Annotated in this window: 4 protein-coding genes; 2 read left to right on the plus strand and 2 right to left on the minus strand. The window is 59.4% G+C overall.

Annotated elements, in window-relative coordinates; translation table 11 throughout:
- Positions 1-2: 2 nt before the first annotated feature.
- Positions 3-644 carry a response regulator transcription factor gene (locus tag AC245Y_RS31270; RefSeq protein ID WP_017996287.1) on the minus strand — a complete coding sequence of 214 codons (642 nt, stop codon included), beginning with the start codon at positions 642-644 and terminating at the stop codon, positions 3-5.
- Entirely contained in the window at positions 641-4276 is a 3636-nt protein-coding gene (locus tag AC245Y_RS31275; RefSeq protein WP_017996286.1) for a PAS domain-containing protein, read from the minus strand. Before AC245Y_RS31275 ends, AC245Y_RS31270 begins: the two co-directional genes overlap by 4 nt.
- A gap of 351 nt (positions 4277-4627) precedes the next feature.
- Here AC245Y_RS31275 and AC245Y_RS31280 point away from each other — a divergent pair, with 351 nt between their 5' ends.
- Entirely contained in the window at positions 4628-5380 is a 753-nt protein-coding gene (locus AC245Y_RS31280; RefSeq protein ID WP_017996285.1) for an SDR family oxidoreductase, read from the plus strand.
- 738 nt (positions 5381-6118) lie between these two features.
- On the plus strand, positions 6119-7432 hold the full coding sequence (locus AC245Y_RS31285; protein WP_017996284.1) for a hypothetical protein: 1314 nt from the start codon (positions 6119-6121) through the stop codon (positions 7430-7432).
- Positions 7433-7704 lie beyond the last annotated feature (272 nt).

The following is a 7704-nucleotide window of genomic DNA, read 5'->3' on the forward strand; positions in this document are numbered from 1 at the left end:
GTTCAATTCCCTCCCACTCGGCGCGAGTGGGTTATCGGTATTTCCAATCTCTCCGCGATCCGCACCAGATCGGCGAGTGATGCCGCGGCCATTTTCTGCATCACATTTCTTCTGTGGATTTGCAGCGTCACTTCGCTGATCCCCAATTCGGCTGCTGCCTGCTTGTTGAGAAGACCGCTGACGACAAGCGGCAGCACCTCGCGCTCTCGTGGCGTCAGGTCGAGATAGTGTCGTTTGAGCGTATCGAGTTCGGCGCGTTGCGATCTCTTTTCCCGATCCTCAGCGAGCGCCGCGTGGATTGCTGCCATCAGGTCCGCATCGCTGAAGGGTTTGGTCAGGAAATCCACCGCGCCGTGCTTGATCGCACGCACCGAGGAGGGAATGTCGCCGTGACCTGTGATGAAGACGATCGGCGGATGATCCCTGTCGGCGATCTGTTTCTGCAGATCGAGGCCGTTGATGTCAGGCAGCTCGATATCGAGGATGAGGCAGGAGGGCACATCCGGCTTGTCCGCTTTCACGTAGTCGCCGGCCGATTCGAAGGTGATGGCGCGCATGCCGTGCGAGTCCAGCAGTTCGCTGAGCGCTTCCCGAACACGTTCATCGTCATCGACGACGAAGACGATATGGTCATCACCCGTCATGACGCCGCCTTCGTTTCTATGGGCAAGGTGAATAGCAACGTCGCTCCATGCGGATTGTTCTTCTCGGCCCACAATCGTCCGCCATGCAGCTCGACGATCGAGCGGCAGATGGCCAGCCCCATGCCCATGCCGTTTTCCTTGGTCGTAAAGAACGGCTCAAACATCTTTTCGGGAAAGTCGATGCCCTGTCCGCGATCGCTGATCTCAGTCTGGAGGATATTCCCAATCTGGCGCACGCGGATTTCGACGACCCTGTCGCCTGTCGTGGCGTCCATTGCTTCGATGCCGTTGCGGATGAGATTGATCAGAACCTGCTGGATCTGGACGCGGTCGATTGCGATCGGCGGAAGGGTGGGGTCGACCTCCACCTCCATCCGAACGTGACGACGCCAGGCCTCGTCGGCCATGAGGTTGCGCGCTTCGTTGACGATACCGGAGAGCGTCGATGAGATCCTCCTGTCTACGGATTGTTTGAACAGGGCGCGGATCCGGCTGACGACATCCGCCGCCGAGTTGGCATCCCGGATGATGCGCTCGACCGTCCTCTGTGCCCGCTCCATATTCGGCGGCTCGGCCATGAGCCAGCGCTGGCAGGCATGTGAGTTCGCCACGACGGCCGCAAGCGGCTGGTTCACCTCGTGGGCGATGGAGGCTGAAAGCTCGGCGAGGCTCGCCACTTGGCTCGCCCGTGCAAGGCCCTCTCGCACTCGACGCAGATCTTCCTCCGCGTGAACCTCACCGTCGATATCAAGGCAGATGACATTCCACTGGACGATGACGCCTTCGGCATTGCGCATCGGTGCCGCACGCGTCTCGACCCAGCGATATTCACCATCATGGCGCCGCAGACGGTGCCTACGCGCATAGGGCTCGCCAGTGGACAATGAATGGGCATAGTTTTCTTTGACCCCTGCCACATCGTCGGGATGAACACCGGCATCGAGTGTGCCGTCCAGCCGGGTTTTGCCCGTTCCATCCAACTCATCGAGATTATAACCGAGGAAGTCGCGCAGTTGCTGGCTGCGATAGATCGGTTCTCCATCAGGTGCTGCGCAATCGATCATTGCCGGCAGCGTTTCAACGAGCTGCCAGAGCGATCGTTCTCTCTCCCGCAGTGCCTCTTCGACGCGCAGTTGATCGTCGATGTCATGCGACAGACCATACCATTGGACGATCCGGTCGCTCTCGTCCCGCAGCGGCTCGGCACTGCCTTTCACCCAGCGATAGACGCCATCGGCACGCCGCAGGCGATATTGGCTGGAGAAGCGCTCGCCGGTGGCGAAGGAATGGTTAAGCGCTTCTTCAAGGATCGCCGCATCGTCGGGATGGACTGCGGCCTCGATGAGTGCCGCCAGCCGGCTCATGCCCGGCCTGTCCATATCCGCCATCTCAAGACCGAGAAAATCGATCAGGCGCTTGTTGAAGAAGGTCGGAGCGCCTTCCGGATTGAGCCGCCAGAGCAGGCTGGGAACCATATCGACGAGTTGCGAAAGCTCCCGCTCCCGGTCGCGTAGCGCTTCCTGCGCGCGCATCTCATCGTCAATGTCGACTGAGATCACATACCATTGCATGATTGCGCCGCTTTGATCCCGCAGCGGTTCCGCGCGACCGTCGACCCAGCGATAGGCACCGTCGACGCGACGCATGCGATATTTTATCGAGAAAGGTTCGCCGCTGGCGAGGGAATGGTGGATCGTCTCCAGCACCATTGGGGCGTCGTCGGGATGGATGAGGGTACCAATGACCGCCGCCAACCGGCTCATGCCCGGCCTGTCCATATCCCCTACGTCGAGACCGAAGAAGTCGATCAGTCGCTTGTTGAAAAAGACCGGCTCGCCCTCCGGCGTCAGACGCCTGATCTGAACCGGGACCATGTCGACGAGCTGCGAGAGTTCGCGCTCCCGATTGCGCAACGCCTCCAGCGCGCGTACCTCTTCATCGATGTCGAGAGAAACGCCATACCATTCCGCGACCGTTCCGTCATCGTCGCGCCGGGGCTCCACCCGGCATTCCGCCCAACGGTAGACGTCATCCTTTTCGCGCCAGCGAAATCGCATCGCAGAGCCGTCGCCGGTCTCGAAACAGTTCCTGAGCGTACGCTGGACATCGGGAGCGTCTTCGGGATGAACCAGCTGCTGCAGAAGATCGTCGATACGCGGTTCACCGAGAGCGTCAAAATTGGCGATTACGGAGCGGAAATGATCCTGATATCGCTTATTGAAATAGAACGAGCCGCCGGTGGGCTCCACACTCCAGATGCGGACCGGCACGGCGTCTATGATCTGCTGGAGCTGTTGTTGGCTCCGCCGCACAACGTCCTCGGCATGGACCTGATCGTCGATGTCGTGACAAAGGCCGTACCACTGGACGATGCGCCCCGACTGATCCCGCATTGGTTCGGCACGGCTCGACATCCAGCGATAGAGGCCGTCGGCACGGCGCAGGCGATAGCGCATGGCAAAGCTGCCGCCGCTGACGAGACAATGACGAAGGGTGTCTCCGAACCCCGCCGCATCCTCGGGGTGGATGGTGGCCTCTAGAACCGCCTCCAGCCGGCTCATGCCGGGCTTGTCGAAATCCACCACATCGAGACCGAGGAAATCGACCATCCGTTTGTTGAAAAAGCTCGGCTCGCCTTCAGGCGTCAGGCGCCAGACGTGGCTCGGAACCATATCCACGAGGTGTGAGAGTTCCCGTTCCCGTTCGCGTAATGTCTCCACGCTTTGGCGCAAAGTGAGCACCGCCTGCTGATGCTGTCGGGATATGGCGGCGACAATCAGCGCCGAAAATGCCGAGATGGCCAGAAACAGCTGCAGCATGATCTGATTGTGTTTCTGGGATTCGGGATCGCCGGCAAATTGGCTGGCGCCTGTTATCGTGAACACCGCCGTGATCAGAGCAAGCAGAGCGAGCGATACGGCGGCGCCCTTGAACTCGAAGCGGACCGCGGCCCAAAGAAGAGGCGGCATGATGATATAGGCGAAGGGAAGGTAGCCGCTCAGTGAAAGAGCCGCCACACCGAGAAAGATCAGCGCCAGGACGCAGGCTTCCACCCATTGCGCGGCAGAGAACTGCGTCTTGCTGCGCCAGCTGTGAAAGAGGACCAACGCCAGCGGTGCGACGATGAGAATACCGGTTGCGTCTCCGATCCACCATAGCGGCCAGGCCGTCGCGAAGGATTGCGATTGGATCGCGAACCCGGCAAGCGTGGCACTTCCCACGGTCGCGCTCACGATCGGTGCAATTCCGGCAGCCAGGATGACGAATGTGAGAACTTCCCGCAGAGTTTCCAGCTGAACGGGATGCTTCAAGGTTCGATTCACCAGCCATGCCGCGACCATTGCTCCAAGAGCGTTGCCGACATAGATCAGGAAGGCCGCAGGCACCGGGCTGTAGAACCACAGGAAATTGCTGAACATCTCTGCCAGGCAGCCCGCCAGGATCCACCATGACCAGCTGCGCCTGGAAGCGAGGATGAGGGTCGCGACGAAGAGCCCGCCCGGAGGCCAGATGGAAATACCCGTTCCCGGCACGATTGCCAGCGACTGTGCGAAGCCGCAGGCGAGTACATAGGCGAGGAAGAAAAGCCCCAGGTGCAGGAGCCGGGGACGGTGCGACCAGACGCTCAGCATCAACTGCTCCTGCCGGACAGAGAGAACCGGGGGATCGTCAGCATTTCCTGCAGCAGTCATTCTCGATTTCGGGGCTGGCGAGCTCATGTTACGAACCGTAATCCCGCTGCACCACAACCGCAACTCATGGAAACCCATGCATTGCGCGGGAATGTAGCCGGAATTTTCGGGCAAACGACGGATCGGAAGAATGCTCGGTTTTCCCGATGGCGCATCCTAGGCTTCGGGCTGGTTCCGCTATGCCCTACGGCTAGGGCGCCAGACCTCAGGCACGATGGAAGGCGTCCGGCTTTCCGGTCATTGTTGATCCGCGTGAGGCATTGCAGACGAGATGCAACAGAGGATTCCGATATGAAATTCACCGTGGTGGGAGCAAGCGGTCTGATCGGAACGCGGCTCAGCGAGAAGCTGCGCTGGTCGGGCCACGACGTCGCGGCCGCATCTTTGTCGCTTGGCGTCGACACGGTTACCGGCAAGGGTCTGGACGTGGTTATGGCGGGAACCGAGGTCGTTGTGGACGTGACCAATGCCGCATCGTTCGGTGACAGTTCGGCGCTCGATTTCTTCAAGGCGTCGACGAAGAACTTGCTCGCAGCTGCGGCGCAAGCCGGCATCCGGCACTATCTCGCACTCTCCGTCGTTGGCACGCCGGGCCTCGTGGAGAGCGATTATTTTCGCGCGAAAATGGTGCAGGAAAATCTCATCCGGGCTGCAGGTCGACCCTATACGATCCTCCGCTCGACGCAATTTTACGAGTTCATAAACGGATTGATCGACATCGGTGCGGAAGGCAATATCTTTCGATTGCCGTCGGCCTTGATGAGGCCGGTCGCAGCCGGGGATGTCGCTGCGTTCCTGGCGAAACTGGCAGCTGGTGCTCCCTTGGGCGATGTCGTCGAAATCGGCGGCCCGGAGCAGTTCGGCATCGATGAAATCGCCCGGATCTATCTCGCCGCGAATGAAGACGAACGGCAGGTGATAACCGATCGATCCACGTCGTATTTCGGTGTCGAACTGACCGACGACGCCCTGATTCCTAGCGCCGGTGCGCGCATGGCGCGCCAGACGCTTTCCGACTGGCTCTACCAATCGATGGGGGAGTAGGCCGCGCGGCTTTTCTTCCGGCCGGTAGGAGACTTAAAATCGACCCGCCACAGAACGTTCATCTGGCTGCGATTAGAACCCTCAAAGGCTCACCGCAATCTTTAAATCGAGATGAACGAGGGGGGCAAGGCTTGCCTCCTGAAAGATTGGCGGCGGGTACAATAATGAGCGAGCATATTCCGTGTCGGTTGAGCAGCGTTTAACCCAGCCGCCTAGATCAGTGCTTCGGGGATGCCCCAAGGTTGACAAAAAGACATCCATTGCCGATCTCTATTTGGGTCAGAAGGTCGGCCCTTACCTCTTCGCCAACAACCGCTTTTATGTGCCGCCACTTTTGGCTCTTCGGATGTGCGGGCACCGGTACGCCTTCTCGTAAGAACAGCGTCACTTCAGGAGCTTCATCTGATTTGTAGATGCAAATTCTCAACGGCTCACATCCCTGTTAACAGCAAATATTGTGCACTGCAAAACGAGGGATGGCAAACATTCATTTGCCGGCTACGTCAACGTTGGCCGGTTTAGACCCGTGATCTGAGGCGCACCCTGCCGCCCGATGCTGAGGACGGCGTCCGTCGGAAGGTCGAGGGGCGCGACTCTGGAGGTTCGGGTGTTTTCACCCAAGTCGCCGGGGTTCATCACCTCGAAGCATTCAAGAAACCTGTATGAAGCTCAGGGTTGAACTCGTCGCACCCCGCTCCAAATCCCGTCGGCAGCAGTCGAAAAGGAGGGCAGGCGCACATGGGCAACGCACAGATCGATCGGGTCGGTCGAGTGAGACCAGGCTTGGGTTTCATTCTCGTCCTCGTTTCCCTACTGTCCAGCCCTCAATCCTTCGCCGCACCCGCCGATATCGGCGGCCTGACGGTGACCCTGCCCGATGCTGCTTCCGGCTGGAGGAAAGCCGGAAAGGGCAATCTCTTCATGCTCCAGAAGGAATTTCTGGAAACGGAGGACGACAAGCGCGGCAATGCTCTGATTCAGATCACCAAGCCGCTCGCGGCAGCGCGCAATTCCCTGCAGGCCGGCATGAAGACCTTCGTTGCGACGCTGCCCGACATGGCCAAGGAAGATATCCTGATCAAGCATTACGGGGTCTCGGTAAACGGCTATGACATCCGCGCGGAAGAACGCTGCTGCGTCCAACAGAAGAACGTCAGCATCAGCCAGATCGTCGTCGGCATCGCCGGCGACAAGCGGCAGGCCTTTCTGCAGCTCGTGCTGCTGAATGTCAGCGGTGACAGAAGCAGTGGCGCCGAGGCCGATTTCGCTGCCCTGGTCCGCTCGGTGAAGCTTGATCCTTCCGACAAGGATTTCGACCTCGTGCCGACGAGCGGCGATGGCGGGCTGGACGGCGTCTTCACCCATCTCGATACCGGAATCCGGCCGAATGTCTTCGGCGGCATGGATTTTTATTCGGACAGCACGATCACCATCTTCGACCCGAAGGGTCTGTTCAGCACAGAGCTCCCGAAGGGCGGCCGGAGCATCACCGAACATTGTAAGGAGACCCCGACCGATTGCGGCCTCTACAAGCTTGTCGGCGGCGGTTTCTTCTCCTCCGCCGGGTCGATCGAAACGCGCAGCGTCACCTCTGCCTACGGCACGATCGAGACAGAGACGAAGACATTCTCGAAAAAGGGCGAAGACCTGGTGATTGCCGAGGCAGACTATCGCGCCGTGCCGCCATTTGATGAGAGCACGACACTTGACGGCGAATGGGTATCCACCTTCGCCTCGAGCGGCATGACCGCGACCTCGTCGGGATCGGTGGCGTCCAGCCATACGCTGAGGCTTCATCGAAACGGTACTTTCGAACGCACAGGCTGGTCGGGCGCCTCGACGACGAACGAAGTCGGCGGATCGAAATCGGGCGTCACCACGTCAAGCAACCGGCCGGGCGCCAGCGGACGCTACAAACTTTCCGGCTATCGCCTCGATCTGACCGACGCCAGCGGCAAGACCGAGACCATGAGCATATTCGAACCGGACAAAGGTTCCGACGGGCTTCTGGTGATCAACGGCAACAACTACCTGAAGGACGACGGAAAATAGAGAGGCAGCGTCCAGGCTATTGATAAATTGGATTTATCCGGGGATTTCTTGAATTTCCGGCTGGCTTGAAAGTCACCCGTGTTGTCAACCATTGCGAACCATTGGCATGGCTCGCACCGCCTCAAATCTTCCCGACGTCGCCGGTCGTCTCGGCGGGCGGAAACGGGCGGTTTGGTTAAGCATTTGTAAATTGGTAACGAATCGAGGCATATAGTAACTGCGCAACTGAAGCGCTTTCGTTCAAAATTGCGCAGTTACTTGGGAAAAAGATC

Source organism: Rhizobium sp. SRDI943 (assembly GCF_057653695.1).